At 35.4% G+C, this 17,107-nt stretch carries 20 protein-coding genes and 1 riboswitch; all 20 genes read left to right on the forward strand.

The genetic code is table 11. The features are described 5' to 3' along the window. Positions 1–2: 2 nt before the first annotated feature. The 20 genes from RTR43_RS07440 to fliF all read left to right on the forward strand — a co-directional run bounded on the left by RTR43_RS07440 (position 3) and on the right by fliF (position 17,105). Positions 3–1,061 (forward strand): nucleotidyltransferase family protein, encoded by a 1,059-nt coding sequence (locus tag RTR43_RS07440; protein WP_312470775.1) that lies wholly within the window; start codon positions 3–5, stop codon positions 1,059–1,061. A gap of 23 nt (positions 1,062–1,084) precedes the next feature. After that, entirely contained in the window at positions 1,085–2,188 is a 1,104-nt protein-coding gene (locus RTR43_RS07445) for an N-acetyl sugar amidotransferase (RefSeq protein ID WP_312470777.1), read from the forward strand. A gap of 67 nt (positions 2,189–2,255) precedes the next feature. Continuing rightward, positions 2,256–2,966 carry an acylneuraminate cytidylyltransferase family protein gene (locus tag RTR43_RS07450; RefSeq protein WP_312470778.1) on the forward strand — a complete coding sequence of 237 codons (711 nt, stop codon included), beginning with the start codon at positions 2,256–2,258 and terminating at the stop codon, positions 2,964–2,966. 153 nt (positions 2,967–3,119) lie between these two features. Then, entirely contained in the window at positions 3,120–4,262 is a 1,143-nt protein-coding gene (locus RTR43_RS07455) for a DUF2920 family protein (protein WP_312470779.1), read from the forward strand. A gap of 759 nt (positions 4,263–5,021) precedes the next feature. Next, positions 5,022–5,369, forward strand: coding sequence for a flagellar protein FlaG (gene flaG / locus RTR43_RS07460; RefSeq protein ID WP_312470780.1), 348 nt, complete (start codon positions 5,022–5,024; stop codon positions 5,367–5,369). A gap of 47 nt (positions 5,370–5,416) precedes the next feature. Beyond that, on the forward strand, positions 5,417–5,992 hold the full coding sequence (locus RTR43_RS07465; RefSeq protein WP_312470781.1) for a DUF6470 family protein: 576 nt from the start codon (positions 5,417–5,419) through the stop codon (positions 5,990–5,992). Positions 5,993–6,339: 347 nt separating this feature from the next. Further along, complete coding sequence (gene flgM / locus RTR43_RS07470; protein ID WP_312470784.1) at positions 6,340–6,615, forward strand: flagellar biosynthesis anti-sigma factor FlgM; 276 nt, start codon at positions 6,340–6,342, stop codon at positions 6,613–6,615. A gap of 11 nt (positions 6,616–6,626) precedes the next feature. Then, positions 6,627–7,112 carry a flagellar protein FlgN gene (locus tag RTR43_RS07475; protein WP_312470785.1) on the forward strand — a complete coding sequence of 162 codons (486 nt, stop codon included), beginning with the start codon at positions 6,627–6,629 and terminating at the stop codon, positions 7,110–7,112. Between the two features lie 38 nt (positions 7,113–7,150). After that, a complete protein-coding gene (gene flgK / locus RTR43_RS07480; protein WP_312470786.1) occupies positions 7,151–8,584 on the forward strand; it encodes a flagellar hook-associated protein FlgK in 1,434 nt (477 codons plus the stop codon). Positions 8,585–8,594: 10 nt separating this feature from the next. Next, on the forward strand, positions 8,595–9,503 hold the full coding sequence (gene flgL / locus RTR43_RS07485; RefSeq protein ID WP_312470787.1) for a flagellar hook-associated protein FlgL: 909 nt from the start codon (positions 8,595–8,597) through the stop codon (positions 9,501–9,503). A 182-nt stretch (positions 9,504–9,685) separates the two neighbouring features. Then, a complete protein-coding gene (locus tag RTR43_RS07490) occupies positions 9,686–10,312 on the forward strand; it encodes a flagellar brake protein (protein WP_312470788.1) in 627 nt (208 codons plus the stop codon). 359 nt (positions 10,313–10,671) lie between these two features. After that, positions 10,672–11,577, forward strand: coding sequence for a hypothetical protein (locus RTR43_RS07495; RefSeq protein WP_312470789.1), 906 nt, complete (start codon positions 10,672–10,674; stop codon positions 11,575–11,577). A 136-nt stretch (positions 11,578–11,713) separates the two neighbouring features. Next, positions 11,714–12,094 carry a flagellar export chaperone FliS gene (gene fliS, locus RTR43_RS07500; RefSeq protein WP_312470790.1) on the forward strand — a complete coding sequence of 127 codons (381 nt, stop codon included), beginning with the start codon at positions 11,714–11,716 and terminating at the stop codon, positions 12,092–12,094. 14 nt (positions 12,095–12,108) lie between these two features. Beyond that, positions 12,109–12,456 carry a flagellar protein FliT gene (gene fliT / locus RTR43_RS07505; RefSeq protein WP_312470791.1) on the forward strand — a complete coding sequence of 116 codons (348 nt, stop codon included), beginning with the start codon at positions 12,109–12,111 and terminating at the stop codon, positions 12,454–12,456. A gap of 275 nt (positions 12,457–12,731) precedes the next feature. Next, positions 12,732–12,819: riboswitch (cyclic di-GMP riboswitch) on the forward strand. 174 nt (positions 12,820–12,993) lie between these two features. Next, the gene (locus RTR43_RS07510) at positions 12,994–13,308 is read left to right on the forward strand and encodes a hypothetical protein (protein WP_312470793.1); all 315 of its coding nucleotides are present in this window, start codon (positions 12,994–12,996) and stop codon (positions 13,306–13,308) included. Positions 13,309–13,508: 200 nt separating this feature from the next. Beyond that, entirely contained in the window at positions 13,509–14,174 is a 666-nt protein-coding gene (locus tag RTR43_RS07515; RefSeq protein WP_312470794.1) for a glucosaminidase domain-containing protein, read from the forward strand. 146 nt (positions 14,175–14,320) lie between these two features. After that, a complete protein-coding gene (gene flgB, locus RTR43_RS07520; protein ID WP_248733263.1) occupies positions 14,321–14,713 on the forward strand; it encodes a flagellar basal body rod protein FlgB in 393 nt (130 codons plus the stop codon). A 5-nt stretch (positions 14,714–14,718) separates the two neighbouring features. After that, positions 14,719–15,174 carry a flagellar basal body rod protein FlgC gene (gene flgC, locus RTR43_RS07525; RefSeq protein ID WP_312470797.1) on the forward strand — a complete coding sequence of 152 codons (456 nt, stop codon included), beginning with the start codon at positions 14,719–14,721 and terminating at the stop codon, positions 15,172–15,174. An 11-nt stretch (positions 15,175–15,185) separates the two neighbouring features. Beyond that, a complete protein-coding gene (gene fliE / locus RTR43_RS07530; protein ID WP_312470798.1) occupies positions 15,186–15,485 on the forward strand; it encodes a flagellar hook-basal body complex protein FliE in 300 nt (99 codons plus the stop codon). 30 nt (positions 15,486–15,515) lie between these two features. Continuing rightward, positions 15,516–17,105 carry a flagellar basal-body MS-ring/collar protein FliF gene (gene fliF / locus RTR43_RS07535; protein WP_312470799.1) on the forward strand — a complete coding sequence of 530 codons (1,590 nt, stop codon included), beginning with the start codon at positions 15,516–15,518 and terminating at the stop codon, positions 17,103–17,105. Positions 17,106–17,107 lie beyond the last annotated feature (2 nt).

Genomic DNA, 17,107 nt, shown 5'->3' on the forward strand with positions numbered 1-17,107 from the left:
TCATGAAATGTTGGCAAGACATATTGATTCAACCTTTTACAACAATTGTGGAGACAATGAAAATAATAGATGAAACGTCAATGCAGTTTGCAGTTGTGATTGATGAAAAAATGCATATACTAGGAACGGTAACTGATGGCGATATTCGTCGAGGGTTACTGAAAGGTATTCACATGAATGAATCAATAAACAAAGTGATGAATATGTTCCCTGTATATGAAATGGTCGGGAAGAGTCCTCTATATTATAATGAAATTATGGTTAAACTAAAACTAAAACAATTACCAATTGTGAATCTTGAAAAACAAATTCAACATATCTTTTTTATAGATGATTTTAAGCAAGCTTTAAAAAGAGAAAATACCGTAATTTTGATGGCGGGAGGTCTTGGTACAAGGCTCCGGCCCTTGACCAACTATGTTCCGAAACCAATGCTCAAAGTTGGAGATAAACCTATATTAGAAACAATTATTGATAGTTTTAAGAGCTTTGGATTTACTAATTTTATTTTGTCAATAAATTATATGAAAGAAATGATTAAAGAATATTTTCAGGATGGGACACATCTCGGTGTAAATATCTCATATATTGAGGAAACAAAAAAACTTGGTACAGCTGGAGCGTTGTCATTGTTAGCAGAAAAACCGATTCAACCTTTTTTTGTAATGAATGGAGACCTACTAACTAAGATTAATTTCGAGAAATTAATTGAATTTCATAACAAAACAAATTCGTTTGCAACAATGTGTGTTCGGGAATATGAATATCAAGTACCGTACGGTGTAATTGAAACTGAGGAGCACCGACTTCTTTCAATTAATGAAAAGCCAGTTTATAAAAGTTTTGTTAATGCTGGAATATATGTACTGAGTCCTGAAATATTAAAATTTGTACCGAAAGATGAGTTTTATGATATGCCAGATCTTTTTAAAAAGTTGATGAATGAAAAACAAGAAGTATCAGCTTATCCTTTGAGTGAATACTGGCTTGATATTGGTAGACTAGATGATTATGAGCAAGCTAACACAGATATTAATCATAATATATTACAAAAAAGATAACTTAAATTTAAAGGATGATTAAATTGAGATACTGTACAAAATGTGTTATGCCAGACACAAGACCTGGCATATTTTTTGATGAAGAAGGTGTATGTCAAGCGTGTCGTGCAGAAGAAAAAAAAGAAAGTACAGATTGGGATGCAAGATTTAAAGAATTAGAGGAACTTTGCAATAAGTACAGAAGAAAAGATGATTCTGAATATGACTGTATTATTGCAGTTAGTGGTGGTAAAGATAGTCATTATCAAGTTTACGTTTTTAAAGAGTTATTAAATATGAATCCGTTACTAGTTTCAGTAGAAGATAACTTTGAAATGACTGAAGCCGGCAAACATAATATAAAGAATATTTCTGAACGTTTTGGTTGTCATATTATTTCTTTGAAACCAAATTTACGAGCTCAAAAGCAGATTATGAGAAAAACATTCGAAAAATATGGAAAACCAACCTGGTATATAGATAGGTTAATTTATACCTTTCCTTTAAATATTGCTAGTAAATTTAATATTCCACTTATTGTATATGGAGAAAATATCAGCTATGAATATGGTGGTGCACAAAGAGTTGAAACATATTCCGCTAAGGATCAGATTAACAATGGAGTGGCTTCTGGGATAGACTTTGAAGAATTAATTGATGAAAATATTTCACTAATGGATTTAAGCATGTGTAACCCACCATCAGGTGAAAAAATTCAAGAGTTGGAACCAATTTATTTAAGTTATTTTGTTAGATGGAATAGTTATGCAAATTACATTTTTGCTAAAAAAAATGGTTTTAAGGATTTGACCCATGAATGGAATCGTGAACATACTTTTGAAAACTTCGATCAGGTTGATTCATATGCCTATTTAGTCCATCCTTGGTTAAAGTATCCTAAATTCGGTCACGCCTCTGCTACTGATTATGCATCAAAATTTATTAGATATGGGTTGATTAGTAGAGAAGAGGGGATTGATTTGGTTAAAAAATTTGATCATAGAGTTGATCAAAAAGCAGTTCAATCTTTTATAGAGTTTCTTGGATACTCACAAACGGAATTTTATCAAATAATAGATAAATTTTATAATAAAGATATTTTTAATAAAAATCTGTTTGGTGAATGGAATTTAAAAGAATCTCTTTGATGGATCACAAATGAAATAACATTGTTTCATGAAAAAAAGGTTACTTAAGAATAAAGGGAGACTTTTTATGCTTAATAATAAGACAGTATTGGCAATTATTCCAGCACGTGGTGGATCTAAAGGTATTCCTAGGAAAAATATCCGTGATTTGGCTGGGAAACCATTAATTGCATGGACGATAGGGGAAGGGAAAAAATCTAAATATATTGATCGAATTATTCTGTCATCAGAGGATTCTGAGATTATTGAAGTAGCAAAAGCTTATGGAGCGGAGGTTCCCTTTATTCGGCCAAGACATCTTGCAGAGGATCAAACACCCGGAATAGATCCTGTGATTCACGCATTGAAAGAATTGCCAAATTATGATTTTGTGGTACTACTACAGCCAACATCTCCTATGAGGCAGGTTGAGGATATTGACGGTTGTATTGAAAAGATGTTTGAAACTGGAGCACCTGCATGCGTCAGTGTGACATATCCTGAAAAATCACCTTACTGGATGTATACAATAAAAGATAATGAATTAATAGAACCATTAATTCCACAAAATGAAATAGTTACAAGACGCCAGGAACTTCCTATAGTGTATTCACTAAATGGAGCGGTTTATGTCGCACGAACAGACAGGTTGCTTGAAACAAAATCATTTATAACCACACAAACATCTGCGTATATAATGCCGAATAGTCGATCCTACGATATCGATACTGAAGATGATTTTTTGTTATGTGAGTTTTTGATTAAAAAGAAAGTGAATTCTGAAAATAAACTAAGATAAAGGTTTTTTCGTACTAACAATCAAATTGGAAAGATATTCTTAATGACAATATAGATAGAAAATAATAAATAAATGAATAAAAGAAAAAGACAAGTAAGTTTAAAGGATTGAGCAATAGGATTTTTGTTTTACTCAAAAGGAGATTTAGCACTTATGAAAGGTGCTAAAAGTAAATGTAAGGGGCTTTTTACCATGTCAAAGGATTATGAGTTAAGATGGCCAGGTCATCCTAACATATATTGTAATGGAGGACCAAGAGATTTTACTTTTTACTTTTCGGAGCCAGATGGTGGAGTAAATAGTGAAACAGGTATATTACTGTTAATTCCAGGTTTTGGTGCCAGCTCAAGGTCGAATGTATATAAAAAAATGCGTTCTGTTTTCGCTGATCAGTATAATCTTGTAACAGTTCAGTGTGATTATTTTGGACAAGAATTTATGCAAGGTAGTCAAACGGTGAATCTAAACTATTCTAAAGAAAAACTTGCTAGTATATTTACAAGAATGGAATTTGAACGGATATGTTCAAATGGTTTTGATATAAATGCATTTTTAGAAATCGGGAGTAATTACAATCTGAATATTTCGGTAAAAGAAGTATTAAATGAAACAATGGAAAATTTTAATGACATGGGCATTATGCAGGCAATAGACAATTTGATTGCTTTGCATTATGTAATAAAAATTATTGAGGATAATCAGTTTGTATTTAATAGGGAGAAAATCATTTTATTTGGTCAATCCCATGGGGCTTATTTGAGTTATTTGTGCAATGCATTAGCTCCACACTTATTCTCTTTGCTTATAGATAATTCTGCATGGATATTCCCGGCATATTTGAAGTCTTCTCGATATTTAACGACCAAAATTGGGAAGATGACTCTACAAACTGAATTTGAATACCTTGCAGCTAAGCTCGACTTAGATGAGACATTTTTAAATTTGCGTTTGTTGTACCGTCTCTTTGAGAATAATTGTAAAATTGTTTGTTATCATGGGACAAATGATAATTTAATCACTAATATTGAAAAACAATCGTTTTGTGATGAAGTCGCTCATTGTTTGTATAATGAAATAGGACCAAAAGAAATTGATGGGAATATTTTCAAATCAACAAGTCATGGTCTTGATGCGGATTTTCTTGCTTTTTTTTCACATGTGTTTGAAGGTATTTCTTTTGAATATAGTGAAAAAAGTATGGCCAAATCTGTTCAAATCAAGACAGATAAATATGTGTATGATGTTAGTTATGAAACTGGGATGCCTATAGTGACACTCACTAAAAGCATTGTGTAAGGAAACATTAAAAACTTATCGTTTGTACTTTGAGATTATAGTAGTAAAGACTATTCATAAATCAGTTGTAAAAATCTATTAATTGTGAATTAAATAAACTTTGAATTTATATTTAAATAAGATTGTTTTTGCTAACTGCATTTTGAGCCGCTCCGATCATCAAAAAGTGAGCAGCTTTTCCTTTTGATACCAGAAAATATGGAATTTCTTTATATTGAGCCTCAGGAGGTATGATTTTGCTCGAAAGCCGAGACACCAAGGTGTTTTGAGTCGGCAGTGGGCCTAACATACCTCTCAATCTAAATCAAGACGTGCTCAAACTGGAAATTGAGTGGCTTACGATTTCATGATTGAGGTGGTTCTATTTGAATGATGAAATACAACACAAACGACAAAGGGAAAATGATATTTTAAATCACCGCCCTTATGACTTCGTATGAACGATGGAATTGAAGATTATACAATAATTTTTTACTATCTTATATCTAAAATTCACTCTGCAACGATTTCACTATGTATTCTTATGTATTCATACTTTTTTCCAAAATGGCTAGAGTAGTTTTAATTTGATATTTGAAGCGAAGAGAAAATAAATAAGTTACAAAGAGATATTCAATGAAATGGTTCCAGGGATGGACGGATTTAATCATTTACAACTTTGCACCACTCAATTCCCCCCTTTTAATCACTAGCCCTAAACATTTCCATCTCTCATCCGATAACTCATATAAAAATAACTTGTTATAGGAGGGATTTGACATGTTAGAGAAATTGTCTAATTCTAATAGTCAATCAACAGACTTCCAAGTAAAGCCAGTGGAAATGATTCCAAAGATAAAAGAAATCTCAGCTGAACAACAAAATCAACCTCAACAACAAGCATCAAAAGAAACTATGGAAAAAGTCATCAATAGTATGAATGACTTTTTAAAAGCTTCTAATTCCCACTTGAAATTCCAGTACCACGATGGATTAAAACAATATTATGTATCGATTGTTGATGATACAACGAATGAAGTGATTAAAGAAATCCCATCGAAGAAATTACTAGATATGTATGCAGCGATGACGGATTACATTGGGCTTTTAGTTGATAGAAAAGTATAACAGCCATTAATAAAAAATTGGAAATGAAATAAGGCGGTGACACATCCATGCAAATCCCACAAATTCGGTTGCACCAGACGTATGCGCAAATTGGACTGCGTACAACCCAGCCGGTGCAAGAAATTGAACAAATTCCCGCTGAGCAATCGATTAAACAGATCCCAGCTAAGATGAATATTGAACGCCAGCCATCTCATCTTGAAATTGATCAAGAACAGGCATGGAATGAACTGGGTTTCAAGCCGACAAGTTTGTTAAGTGCAGAATTGGCGGAATTCTCCAAACAAGAAGGGTTAGAGGCGGTAGCACAAATTGCCCAAGAGGGAGATCAATTAGCAGCGATTGAAAACAAGACCGATCCCTTTTCATCCATCGCATTGGAAAAGGCCAACCCAGGACCAGCAGATTTCAATATTGCTTTTATCCCCAGTTATGGTTCCGTTAAACTTCACTATACTCCCACAAAACTGCACATCGATTGGGAAAAAGGGGGAGCTGAAATTGAAGTCACCCTCCATAAACCGGTACACAATTACACACCTGGAAGGACGGAAGTGTATCTTCGGCAAAGGCAACAGCTTCAAATCGACTTTGTTGGGATCAATGTGAATAAGGAATCGTGATTATATTTGAAGTATTAATTAAAGTTATCAGTGGCGGAGAGCAAAAGTATCTACCCTCTCCGCTGCTTTCTTTGCGTTTTCTATTAATAATCGGTTTAACAAATCAAAAGTAATCAAAAACATTCCAAATACATAATGTAAAATCCCGTTTATTTTGATACAATTAGACATATTATTGAGGTTAGCTGTTAGTGAAAATATGGACGAATGAAACAGTTTGGTTAAAAGAAGTAGTAACCTCACCGAGTTGTTGACGTCGTTCAGGTAAGAATTAATTTCATTTTGCCTAAACTTTTATCGAGACCCACCGATAATTATTATATAGGAAAAGTAGGGAGGAACGATTAATGCGAATCAATGATTTGAAATCCGGTTTTTTTACCTACCAAAATCAACAGAACCGTTCAAATATACCAAATACAGCAAAAAAGGCATCCGCATCTGCGGAAGTGAAAATATCAACACGTGGCCGAGAAATCTCTCAAGCGATGATGTCAGAACAAGTGCAACAACAAAATCGCGTGCAAGAATTGAAGCAACAAATTACCGATGGGACTTACGAAGTTGACAGCAGTAAAATTGCTGATAAAATGATTGAATTTTGGAAAAATAATTCCTATTAGGAGACAAGAAAATGGAAGCCCTGAATAAACTTATTCAAACTTTGGAAACAATGACTGACGCTCATAGACGTTTACTCGATTTAGCCGAAGAAAAAAGGAAGATTCTTGTTGATGGGAATGTTCAGGATATTCAGAGCATAATTAATCGTGAAAGTTCGTGTATTGATGAAATTGAAAGACTTGAACAAAACAGAACGCAATTAGTTCAAGCATATATGGCTCAAAAGGGTCTTACCGGCCAATCCTTCACGCTAGAGGATTTAATCAACATACAGAACGATACCACGACTAAGACCACTTTGCATTTCATTGCTAAACAACTTCGCGGAATAGTTCAGAAAATTACTCTAATAAACGAAAGCAATCAACAATTAATTCAAACATCCCTTACGTATATCCAATATTCGATGGGGATGCTCGTTCGGAAAGAGCCTGCCATCGGGTATGGACCAAATGCAAAGAATCGATATTCGAATATGTTGGATGCAAAAGTATAGATCGATTTTTTATTTTTTGATAGAGAGAGGGATAATGAATGACTTCAACGTTTCATGGCATTGAACTGGGGAAAAGAGGACTTTCAGCTCAGCAAACAGCACTTTCCGTTACCGGCCATAACCTTTCCAACGCCAACACGATTGGGTATACCCGTCAGCGTGCAGAAATGCAAGCCACCCCTTCGATTTCCGTTAATAGGGTGCAATTAGGAACAGGTGTAGAGGTTACTAGTCTTGTACGATTAAGAGAAGCCTATTTGGATGCGCAATTGCGCGGTGAATACAAAGATTTGGGTTACTGGGAAGCAAAAAGTGATACGTTAACGAGAATAGAAGAATTACTAAATGAACCTACTAAGGATGGGTTAGCTAATGCATTGGATGAGTTCTGGAAAGGCTGGCAGGAGCTAGCCAAAAACCCAGATAGTGAGGCCGCACGCGGTGTCGTTAGACAAAAAGGGGTGGCAGTAGCTGAAACCTTTAAACATATATCGGATTCCTTAGATCAAATGCAGGATGATCTTAAAAATGTGATTACCACCAAAACGTCAGAGGTAAACTCAATAGCATCACAAATTGGCAGTTTAAATGAACAAATCTCCCGCCTGGTCGCGAACAATTATCAACCGAATGATTTGTATGATCAACGGGATGTCCTTATCGATCAACTATCAAAACTTGTCAATGTTAAGGTTACCCCAAATGCCAAGGGGAATGGTATGGTTGATATCTCCGCTGGCGATGGGATTTTAGTCTCGGGTAAAACAGCTAATACCCTTGGAATCGATTTTGATCCAACCACTGGATTAGTGGACCCTGATAAAATTACTATTAATGGGAGTAAGATAACCTTAGAATCTGGTGAGTTGTTGGGACATATTGAATCGTTTGGTATTCTGGGTGGCGGTACGAAATCAACCATCCCTACTATGAGGGATAAAATAAATGAACTTGCTATGACATTCGCTAAAGCAGTAAATGATGTTCATCATAATGGTCAGTATTTGATTAATAACAATGGTAAATTAGAAACAAAACCAGCCACTGATGTAGATTTTTTTAAAGGGACTTCAGCAAAAGACTTGGTGGTAAATCCTGATATTATGAACAATTTGTACTTGATTGCTGCCGCCAAAGAGGAAACTTCAGGGTCAGGGGAATCCTCAACTGGAAATGGGAAAAACGCTCAAGACATGGCCGATATTAAGTCTAAAATAGGTGATATTTATCGGAACATTATTGGTCAATTAGGGATTGATTCTCAAGAGGCGCAGCGCATGCAGAGCAACACGGAAGTGATTGTTAACCAGGTCGAGAATCGCCGACAATCCATCTCAGGAGTATCCTTGGATGAAGAAATGGCCAATATGATTAAATTTCAGCAAGCCTACAATGCAGCTGCACGGATGGTGACGACAATGGATCAATGTTTGGACAAATTAATCAATGGCATGGGCCGAGTAGGATTGTAGGAGGGATAATATGGGCTTCCGTGTGACTCAAGGTATACTAAATCAAAATATGTTGAATAATTTACAGGTAAATAATCGCGCCATGGAAAAATATCAAAATCAAATAACCACGGGTAAAAAAGTAACGAAACCTTCGGACAATCCCGTGACTGTGGTACGAGGCATGACTTATCGATCTTCTCTCAATGATATTGAACAATACAAAAGGAATGCCGATGATGGGCTCGCCTGGATGACCACCACTGATGACGCCCTTAATGAGGTAACTTCTGTCATGCAGCGAGTCCGCGAGCTAACGGTCAAAGGTCTAAATGAAACGAATGATCCAAGTGCCCGTTATGCGATTGCTGAAGAAATCAATCAGTTAAAAGAACATTTAGGGGAAATTGCTAATTCTCAGATTGCTGGAAAATATATCTTTGCGGGAACAGATACGAAAAACCCGCCCTATAACGTCGACCCGACAGCACCCGGATTACCGAAAGAGTTTAGAAACACAAACCATGAGTCATTGGAATTACAAGTAGGACAGACCAACATTGTGCAAATCAATGTCCCTGGTACCAATGTGTTTAATAACGACGGTCTTGGTGGGATTTTTAAAGTTTTATCAGATATCGTATCTGATTTTAATTCCCCGAATACAGGCGCGAGTGGTCATTTAGATAAATTAGATAGTCAGATTGATAACCTCTTGAAGGAACGCTCTGAATTAGGTGCACGTGTGAACCGTATGGAGCTAAGTATATCACGCCTCGATGGACTGGAGGTATCCACGACTGGTTTATTATCAAATGAAGAGGATGTGGATATTTCTCGCGCCATTATCGATCTAAAGTCACAGGAAAACGTCCAGCGTGCTGCTTTATCGATCGGAGCACGCATCATTCAAACATCCTTAGTTGATTTTTTACGTTAATTTTATGGGGGGTAGCACAAGCAGCTTTTGTGTTAGCCCTTTTTTAACTTGGATTTCTGATGAAAAAATCATTAACTATCTATTGGCTAGTATTTCCAATAAACAGTATCCTTTTTCCTATTTTTCTGATAAACTTGAATGGACAATTTTTATGTTAATAATGACGATAGCAGGTGTAGTCGATGTATCCCAAAGTAAATCAGAACATTATGATTGATATAAAAAGCCATGATCAATCGTGTCGGTCGATTATCGCAGAAATTGGGGAAAATGAGATTCTAATTAGTTTCCCTTTGGATAGGAATATGATTGGGTTGTTAATGGAAGGAATGCAAGTAGATGTCATCTTTATGATGGATGATGATCAATATAAGTTCCAAACAGAAATCATCGGAAGAAAAAACGACACGATCCCTTTATGTCGAATATCGAAGCCACAAGAAAAAGAGATCATTAGGATTCAACGACGTGATAATTTTCGAGTGAATTCCCATTTAATTCTGTTGTTTAATGAAACCAAGCTAAACACCATCAATATAAGCGCAGGTGGAATTTTATTTAGCTGTGGGTTGGATTTAGAACTGCAGCAAGGAGAAGTGGTCTCGGGGACTTTGGTTGTTCCTGCTATACAGAACAAGAACTCAGCGCTTATTCCCTTTCAAGCACAAATCAAACGAATCCATTTGATCAAAAATCAAGATAGAAAAAATGTTGCTTTGAAGTTTATTGAGATGGATAAGCAGGATCAAATGAAAATCGTTCAACATTGTTTTGAAAAACAAAGGCAAATGCGCTTGATGTCACGATAGTCAAAATCATTGCAAAGATAAAATAAAATACATCCTAAGCCCGCTTTATGAAAAAGAGGGCTATCATTAATAATGAGGTAATTAAAACGAAGTCTATCAGGTTCAAAGCTTATTTTTTAAAAATTCAAACCAATCATTTACAAATCCTTACAAAATTAGTATGATTATATTATACCTAATAAATGTTAAGTTTTTGATATACACCCAAAAAAAATTCATAAGTGCGAATCATATAGTAAAACATCGTATATGAAGAGAGTTTGAAAAAGTCAAAATTAGTTTTACCTTTTTGTAGATGGGCAAAAAAGTTTGTAAAACCAAGTACGTTCAAATCTCGTAATCATTTTGGAGGTATTAAAATGAGTTTAAAATCTGCATTATTTGAGATGAAAGAAGCAATAATGAATCAAGAAGTAGGACCATCAGAACAAGATTACATTCATAATTTAGAAACTAAAAACCGTTTACGAAATGGATCATTGGTTTTTTATTACAATAATTTACTGATGTTAACTATGAATAGCTCTGAATATGCAAACCATTCTCTTGTGGATTCGAAAAAAGTTAACCGAAAATGGATTAAAATCGAAATTGAGTTCATGTTTCATTATATTAAGGAACGGCAAGAAGAAGGTGCGCTAAATATTACAGAGATATTGGAGGAAGTAGCCCAATTATTAAATCGTGGCTATCAATCAGTTAACTATAAATATTATTCCCTTATTAAGTCAAAAGATAAAAAGGAAGCAGCCAATCAAAATAGTTATCAATTTATTACGATTACAGAGAAGGATGTTCCAGTGTTATCCACTGAAGTAATAGGGGATACGCTGCTAGCAACTCAAGTTAACCAGGTGGCACCTACACAAGATAATGATGATTTGCTTGACATTTTATCGGGATTAATCTCCAATGTACAACAACTTCCAGGGATTAATTTAAACGAACTGCTTAGAAGTTTATTCCAACTTACCAACCTAGCACTGCAGAATCAGGATGCAGTTCAACAGATAGAGAGTATGAAATCGGAAGTCAATCTTGAAAAAGAAGCAATACGAGAACAGTTAATGAAAAAGGAACAACAATTCATTCAGGAGAAAAAGCGTAATGATGAATTGCAATTAGAGGTTTCTAAATTGGCAAAGGAAATATCAGCCTTTAACCTCTTAGGTGATGCGGCAAAAATCCAACAACTGAAATCTTACAATCAAAGACTAAACTACATTATTGACAGCTTTGGATTAGTACTTAGAGTCAGTAGTTAAGTTATATCCTAAATTGATTTTAAATTTGATTAGCAAAAGACATCCAATAAATTAACCTTGATCTCCTTAACTATTTTTCTTTTTTACCGATAAAAAATAGAAAGTAGGAAATGGATTTTAAAAGGAGTAATCAAACATGGCATTTAGTAATCCTTATCAAACCTATCAAAAACAAGCGGTCACTACTTCTAAACCAGAAGAATTAACGCTCATGTTATTTCAAGGCATGGTTAAATTCATCCGTAAGTCCAAAATGGCCATCGAACAAAATAATCTAGAGGAAAGCCACAGTTACAACCTAAGAGCCCAAGATATTCTGAGCGAATTAATAGTGACCTTGAAACCAGGATACACCATCTCAGATTCCTTGCTTTCCCTATATGATTATATGAAATCTCGCTTAATTGAGGCCAATATTCATAAAAGTTTGGATCTATTAGAAGAAGTGGAAGGGCACGCTTTAGAATTATCGGAAACATGGTCAACAGCTATGAAGCAAAAGAATACTAAGAATTAAGGGCTGGTATACCAATGGACGAATTAATTGCAACCATTTATGATATCACTGTAGACATGGATCGTGCACTAAAAGAAGAAAATTTTGAGGATTTTGAACAGCTGCTAAATAATCGAAACAGCATGATGATCCAGGTAGAGGCGTTTAAGACTGATCATCCGGAATACCAGTATCCAGCAAAAGCAAAACAATTGTTGGAAGACGCTCGTTGTCTTGATCAACGTTTAACTTTTCTTTTAAAAGAAAACATTACTGAAACTCAAAACTCACTCATTCAAATTAAACAAAATAAACAGGTTTCAAAAAAGTTTCGACCATATCTTAAACAAACAAATGGGGTATTTTTAGATTCTAAAAAATAATATTGTGACTGATGACATTACGAAATGCATAAATCATGCATTTTTTTTTTGCAAAAAAAAAGATAAAAAATGAAAAGTGACAGTTCCGTGACCTTATCGCTCGGTGGAAAATATGCTTATTTACGTAAAAAACGTATTATTTATGAGAAATAATGACTAAAATAAACCATTTGACCTAGTAATTTCGACAATAAATGATAAAATAGTAGTATATTCGATATTGGAAAAACATTCTATTATTTATTAAGAGATTAGTATAAATTACAAATACAGTATTTTGTTAAAGGCATAGCTGATGAAAATCAGTGACGCAAAGCTATAGGGACTAAGGTGCATTTTGTACTATGTCAGCCAGTTACCTAAAGATCAAGGTATTTTTCATAGGTATTAAATATCTAGCTAGATAGATTATTTGTGTCTACAAAGATATTTTTGTCTATTACCTCCCCTTTTGGTAAAGGCGAGGTTATTTTTTTGCTTCAGCAAAGGAAGACCATAGTACTCTTTAATATCCAGTTAGTGGAGAGGAAGATATTCATGATCCGGCAGCAAGGAATAACAGCCAATCGAAGGAATGGTAAACTTTATAATTTCATGGAATATAAAAAGATGAAACCATGCTTCGAAAAACCTATGAAAATTACAATGGGAAACCCAACAAATGATACCTATTACCTTGTGAAAAATGTGGTATACAAGGGAAAGCAAATTCTTGCAATGAAGCAAATACTGGATTCAAACACGATTATTTTAGTAGAAGCGAAAATAGAAGATGGACAACTCATACATATTTCCAAGCTTTCGGAAGAATTTTTAGGAGACATTAGCGGGATGTTAGAAAGAACCATGTAATACTTATAAGGTTTTATGGGGTGGGGATGGAATATAAAAAGACTGAAAAATCCCACTCCTTATTGTTTGACCACCTAATCAAATTTTCATGATCATGTTTTTTCTTCATTCCCCTAAATAATACATGAGAAGCGATTATTTTTAGTTGTTTTGGATGATTTTTGTTACAAAAAATACGTGGAAAGAAAGGATGCTATCCATTGATTAACAGTGATAATTGGTTTACTAAAACAATGCTAGTTAATACACTATCTAGGACTGAAAATTTACGATCCCAGATGGAAGGGACCACTTCTGATGGAAAGAATCTTTTTGCTGCAGTCTTAAGTCAACTATTGATGCAACAGGAATTTCAATCGACAATACCTCAAATCAATTCTGTGGTTCCTAATATTATTTCTGAAATGAACAGGAATATAAGTGATCAAACTATGTCTTTGAACGCGAATGAACCATTACGTTTCGAATCATTTAACCCAGATAAATTAAATCAAATGTTGGATGGGAAATTAAAAGGAATGGGGGAGGTTTTTGTACGAGCTGGAAAGCGGTTTAATATCAATCCAGCGTTACTTACGGCTATCGCTCAACATGAAACAGGCAATGGGAAATCCCGTGCAGCCAATGAAAAAAATAATGTCGCAGGAATGATGGGCGTAAATGGCTTGAAATCGTACTCATCCATTGAAGATAGCATAATGGATATGGCTCGCAATTTAAGTAAGAACTATTTAGGAATAGGTTTATCCAGTATTTCCAAGATTGGTGCGAAGTATGCACCAATTGGAGCAGATAATGATCCTACCGGTCTAAACAATCAATGGGTATCTGGAGTAAATAAGTTTTTTGAACGGCTTAGAGTATAACAAAATTGTGAAGATGACTTCGGCTATGAAAAAAATTGTGGCTATGGAGCCTATTTTTTAGTATATTGATGTAGAATGTTAGTCTTTTTTGATATTTATCAAAAATAATCAAAAATTGTCTTAAGATGGAAAGGAGAGTCGTCCTCATGAATAATATAGGCATCCTACAATCAGCACTAGGTGCTTCCAGTTTACGTCAACAGGTCATTTCTAATAATATCTCGAATGCGGAAACTCCTGGATATAAAACAAAACAAGTTTTTTTTGAGGATATTTTAAAGCAGCAATTATCCAATCAAACAAATTTTGTAGGAAACCGTACCGACTCCCGTCATTTCACGATTGGGAAATCTACTGACATTCCAACAGCAAAAACTGTAGAGAATACGGATACAGTCATGCAAAACAACGGCAATAACGTAGATATCGACAAAGAAATGACTAGTATGGGGAAAAATTCATTGTGGTATTATACGCTAACGCAGCAATTAACTAGTGAATTCCAACAATTATCGATTGCTATCAGAGGGAGGCGTTAACCGCGATGTTTGATTCATTAAATATAAGTGCATCAGCCTTAACTGCTGGGCGCTTAAGGATGGATGTAACCTCATCTAATATTGCCAACGCCTCAACTACCCGTGGAAAATTAGTGAATGGAGTATGGGAACCCTATCGCCGGAAGATGGTCGTGATGGAACCAAGAGAGAATGCCTTTAATCAGGTTTTACAGGGGGAAATGCAAAAACAAGCTGGTTTACAATCAAACCTACAAGGGGTGCGAGTGACTGGAATTGTAGACGATCAAACACCATTTAAGACAATCTATGATCCTACGAACCCTGATGCTAATGCGGATGGCTATGTTAAGATGCCAAATGTTGATCTGTCAAAGGAAATGGTTGATATGCTTGCTGCATCAAGAGCGTATGAAGCGAATGTAACGTCGTTCAATACAGGAAAATCAATGATGTTAAAAGCTTTAGAATTGGGCCGTTAGGAGGCATATAGATGAATGTTTCAAATGTAAGTAGTGGATTAATCAAAATTAATCAAAATCCATTTCATAATGTTGAAGTTGATAAATCCAAATCCTCGTTTGCAGGCGTGCTCCAAGGATATTTGGAGAATGTTGATAACACAGTTAAGCAGGCCGCAGATTTAAGTACAAAAGTGGCTACAGGTGAGATTGATAATATACATGATGTCATGATCGCTTCACAGAAAGCGCAGTTAGCATTGGAAATGACGGTAACCGTCAGAGATAAGGCAGTGGAAGCATATCAAGAAATGATGCGTATGCAAATTTAAAGAATGATGGAAAGCTGGGCAGGGTGAGAAATGAATCGATCATGGATAGATCAAATCAAACATACCGGAGAGCATTTTAATAATTATTGGAAAGAGAGAAGCTTGAAACAAAAAGGGCTCCTCATAGGGACATTCTTATTTCTTATAGTGGCCTTATCTACTTTTATCTTTTTAGCATCTCGTCCGCAATATGTACCTCTTTATACAGGTCAATTGACGCAGCGAGAAGTAGGGGATATAAAAGCTGAATTGGATAAACAAGGGAAAACCAACTATAAGATATCTGATAATGGAACGATGTTGCTTGTTCCGAAAAAAGATGCATCCGATTTAGTCGTGAGTCTTGCTTCGAAGGGATATCCAAAAGATAACAAAATTAATTACGATATTTTTGGACAAAATCTCTCATTCGGAGCAACAGATCGACAATACAATATTCTTGAACGTGAAGCGATGCAAAATCAAGTCGCTGAAGTCCTTACACATGTAGCGGGAATCAAAAACGCTGAAGTCATTTTGACTTTACCTGAAGATTCCGTGTTTATCAGACAAGGCCAAGAACAAACTGCTAGCGCTTCAGTAATGGTTGAAGTAGAGCCAGGGGTACAACTTAACTCACAGCAAATTAAGGCGCTTTACACTTTAGTTTCACGCAGTGTACCGAAACTCCCGGTAGATAACATTACCATCATGAATCAGTACAGTGAGACATTAGCTCTACAGGATACTACCAATGGCGATCAGTCAGTTGATAAGTATGATGAACAGCGGAAAATTCAACAAGATTTACAACGAGATATTCAACAGAATCTTCAAGGATTGCTAGGAACAGTCCTTGGGAACAAACAAGTCTATGTACATACCTTTATTAAAATGAATTTTGATAAAGTGAAAACAGAAGAAAAATTGGTTAAACCGGTAGATCAAAATAATAACGGTATTGTGATAAGCTCGGATAAAAGTTCCAAAACTGCCACTGGGACAGGATCAAATTCAGGCGGAGTGGTGGGATCAGGTGAAACCGATGTTCCTGGATATACTGGTGCTAGTTCTGGTGGGGATAGTAGTTACGAAGAATCGAATAACAAGGTGAACTATGAGGTCAATCGAATTAATAATGAAATAATAAAAAGTCCGTATCAAATCGAAGATATCACGATAAATGTTGGGGTTGAATCCGATCCAGGCTCACCCAATAAGTTACCGAAGGCGACACAAGATAACATTCAAAATATCGTTGCCAATACAGTACGTACGGCACTTGGACATCCCGATTTAACTCAACAAGAGATTGACCAACGAATTACGATTTTCCCGCATACATTTGCGACGAACTCCACTACACAAAAGGGCTCTACCATGAATTGGCTTTATATCGCTGGTGGAATAGCATTAGGTATGATTTTACTTGGCGGTCTAATTTGGTGGTTAATGAGTCGAAGACGACAAAATCAACTTGATTTTGAAGAGGAGATGGCGTATTCAGCTCCAGTCGAAGAACCGGATTATTTTGCTGAACAAGATATGGGCGTGGAAAGTCAATTAAAGAAATTGCTTGAACAAAGACCTGAAGATTTTTCCAAAGTGATCAGAACATTGCTACATGAAGAGGAGGCATAATT

Source organism: Neobacillus sp., from assembly GCF_031988165.1.
GTDB lineage: Bacteria > Bacillota > Bacilli > Bacillales > Cytobacillaceae > Neobacillus > Neobacillus rhizosphaerae.

Bases quoted from the DNA above. Each gene is read 5' to 3' on its own strand.
- RTR43_RS07440 (WP_312470775.1), top strand. From the start codon at position 3: ATGAAATGTTGGCAAGACATATTGATTCAACCTTTTACAACAATTGTG.
- RTR43_RS07450 (WP_312470778.1), top strand. From the start codon at position 2,256: ATGCTTAATAATAAGACAGTATTGGCAATTATTCCAGCACGTGGTGGA.
- RTR43_RS07455 (WP_312470779.1), top strand. From the start codon at position 3,120: ATGAAAGGTGCTAAAAGTAAATGTAAGGGGCTTTTTACCATGTCAAAG.
- flaG (WP_312470780.1), top strand. From the start codon at position 5,022: ATGTTAGAGAAATTGTCTAATTCTAATAGTCAATCAACAGACTTCCAA.
- RTR43_RS07465 (WP_312470781.1), top strand. From the start codon at position 5,417: ATGCAAATCCCACAAATTCGGTTGCACCAGACGTATGCGCAAATTGGA.
- flgM (WP_312470784.1), top strand. From the start codon at position 6,340: ATGCGAATCAATGATTTGAAATCCGGTTTTTTTACCTACCAAAATCAA.
- RTR43_RS07475 (WP_312470785.1), top strand. From the start codon at position 6,627: ATGGAAGCCCTGAATAAACTTATTCAAACTTTGGAAACAATGACTGAC.
- flgK (WP_312470786.1), top strand. From the start codon at position 7,151: ATGACTTCAACGTTTCATGGCATTGAACTGGGGAAAAGAGGACTTTCA.
- flgL (WP_312470787.1), top strand. From the start codon at position 8,595: ATGGGCTTCCGTGTGACTCAAGGTATACTAAATCAAAATATGTTGAAT.
- RTR43_RS07490 (WP_312470788.1), top strand. From the start codon at position 9,686: ATGTATCCCAAAGTAAATCAGAACATTATGATTGATATAAAAAGCCAT.
- RTR43_RS07495 (WP_312470789.1), top strand. From the start codon at position 10,672: ATGAGTTTAAAATCTGCATTATTTGAGATGAAAGAAGCAATAATGAAT.
- fliS (WP_312470790.1), top strand. From the start codon at position 11,714: ATGGCATTTAGTAATCCTTATCAAACCTATCAAAAACAAGCGGTCACT.
- fliT (WP_312470791.1), top strand. From the start codon at position 12,109: ATGGACGAATTAATTGCAACCATTTATGATATCACTGTAGACATGGAT.
- RTR43_RS07510 (WP_312470793.1), top strand. From the start codon at position 12,994: ATGATCCGGCAGCAAGGAATAACAGCCAATCGAAGGAATGGTAAACTT.
- flgB (WP_248733263.1), top strand. From the start codon at position 14,321: ATGAATAATATAGGCATCCTACAATCAGCACTAGGTGCTTCCAGTTTA.
- flgC (WP_312470797.1), top strand. From the start codon at position 14,719: ATGTTTGATTCATTAAATATAAGTGCATCAGCCTTAACTGCTGGGCGC.
- fliE (WP_312470798.1), top strand. From the start codon at position 15,186: ATGAATGTTTCAAATGTAAGTAGTGGATTAATCAAAATTAATCAAAAT.
- fliF (WP_312470799.1), top strand. From the start codon at position 15,516: ATGAATCGATCATGGATAGATCAAATCAAACATACCGGAGAGCATTTT.